Source organism: Ruegeria sp. A3M17 (assembly GCF_003318255.1).
GTDB lineage: Bacteria > Pseudomonadota > Alphaproteobacteria > Rhodobacterales > Rhodobacteraceae > Ruegeria.
Genome location: NZ_QOCF01000039.1, coordinates 1 through 1,734, shown reverse-complemented (window position 1 = coordinate 1,734; position 1,734 = coordinate 1). Strand labels below are relative to the sequence as shown.

Genomic DNA, 1,734 nt, shown 5'->3' with positions numbered 1-1,734 from the left:
CAAAGTTTGCGACAGATCCGTACGGAGCAGACATTCAGCGCCGATGCCCTTGATCCATTCGGTCCTGCCGCTTCCACAATCCGTGTCTGAACAGCCGTGACAAAGCTCCAACCAGATAAGGCCCAGATGGCGAGCAGGATGATGGTTGCGACAAATTAACCACCGAACATCCAGAGGCCAATCATGGAAGCGGCCATGACACCAATGCTGCCGAAAAGCGTCGTGCGCAGCGATGTGTCAGTGAGCTTCCCACCCAGCATGTTGCCAATCCTGCTCAGAATACCATAAGGTTCTTATTCGTCTGCGTCGGGGGTATGCCCGTAGTATTCATAGGTGCGGCGCAGAATTTCAGCGTGCATCTTGATGATGTCTTTGCCGTCCTGCTCTACGCGAAACTGGCCGTTCTCATCCAGACTGGCGATGGAAATCACGCCTGACATGAATTCAAGCCCTGCTTTGTTTACCGGACAAAGCATCATCGCCCCATCCCCCTGAATTTCGCCATGCCCCCCTGATCTTACATTCCCCGGCAGGCCGCCGTAACCACCATAGCCGCCGTTTAATCCGACGGAACTTGCTGGTGGAGCAATCGGGACCGTCACGCCAGCACTTGATTTCGCCTGATAATGCATGACGTAGGCCGCTTTGGCCTGCAAGGCATTCAGGTTCAAGTGTCGAAAATTTGTCGATGTCAGCTGCAGCGGATAATCAAGTTGAGTATCAACATAAGCAATGGCTCCAGCAGTGTTGGTTTTATCCAGCTCATCCATGTATTCAGAGGCCACCTCTCGAATGGCGCGTAACATAGACTTCTGCAGCTTTGGATCGGTCACCACCTGATTCCACTGCGCCACTTGTGCGGTGGTTGCCGTCGGGGCCACAAGCCCCAACATCAAAATGGCCGACAATATGAAGGCCACAGTTTTGAAATTCCGCATTCTTATACACTCCCTAAGATTTCGCAGCTCCCAACCGCGCAACTCTAGTATGGGTGAGAAGGTATCGATTTGCCATTCTTTCCTAAACATCTAGGTGGGACTTTTGCTCGGCTGCTCCATGAAAGGAAGGACAGACTGTAGAAGGGGCAGCTTCAAGAGTGTCAGTATCATCCTCAGCTGCGTATGGTTTCATGCGGGATGGTTATTCTCAATACTAAAATTAGAATGGCGGCCCATTGGACCGCTGAGGTGCCCTAGATTTGTAGACGGTTTGGTTGGTGATTTTGGAACCAAAGAGAGACGGATATGAACAAGGGTATTCGATTTACGGATGAGTTTTAGCAGGACGATGTGGCTCAGATTGTTGAGCGTGGATATGCGATCAGCGAAGTGACTGAGCGGCGCAAGGTTTGCCATTGATCGGCTACAAAAGACATAAAGCGGTCATTTAATCCGACGTGCCAGACGGCAGCAGCGTCCGCGTCTGAGTTGTCGGTGAGTGACGCAGCGAAAGCGCAGTTGGACTCAGGGCCGTTGGCAGCAGTTTGAATGACCGCTGTGGCGACATCCGCTGCGCTGTGGCGATATGGTTGCCGCACATGCGAAGAAATGCTGCGTCAGCAGCGTGCCCAAACATCAATGTCAGAAAATCCCGCTCACTGATAGTCCAAGCCCGACCAGGCGAACAGCCTCTGTCACGGAGATCAGCCATTCAGGTCGGGCGCGGCAAACTTGCGGCATGAGCCCAAATTGTGAATTCGCTTTTCATGCTGCGTGGGTATTGCCAAGTTGTTGA

At 52.4% G+C, this 1,734-nt stretch carries 2 protein-coding genes; both read right to left on the bottom strand.

Annotated features, from left to right (window positions below; all coding sequences use genetic code 11):
* Positions 1-293: 293 nt before the first annotated feature.
* Positions 294-1,028, bottom strand: a complete 735-nt coding sequence (locus DS906_RS20955) for a hypothetical protein (protein ID WP_147235335.1) — start codon at positions 1,026-1,028, stop codon at positions 294-296.
* Positions 1,029-1,386: 358 nt separating this feature from the next.
* Positions 1,387-1,650 (bottom strand): hypothetical protein, encoded by a 264-nt coding sequence (locus DS906_RS20950; protein ID WP_113792001.1) that lies wholly within the window; start codon positions 1,648-1,650, stop codon positions 1,387-1,389.
* Positions 1,651-1,734: the final 84 nt, after the last annotated feature.

Coding starts and splice junctions, on each gene's coding strand:
- DS906_RS20955 (WP_147235335.1), bottom strand. CDS start 1,028: ATGTTTAGGAAAGAATGGCAAATCGATACCTTCTCACCCATACTAGAG.
- DS906_RS20950 (WP_113792001.1), bottom strand. CDS start 1,650: ATGGCTGATCTCCGTGACAGAGGCTGTTCGCCTGGTCGGGCTTGGACT.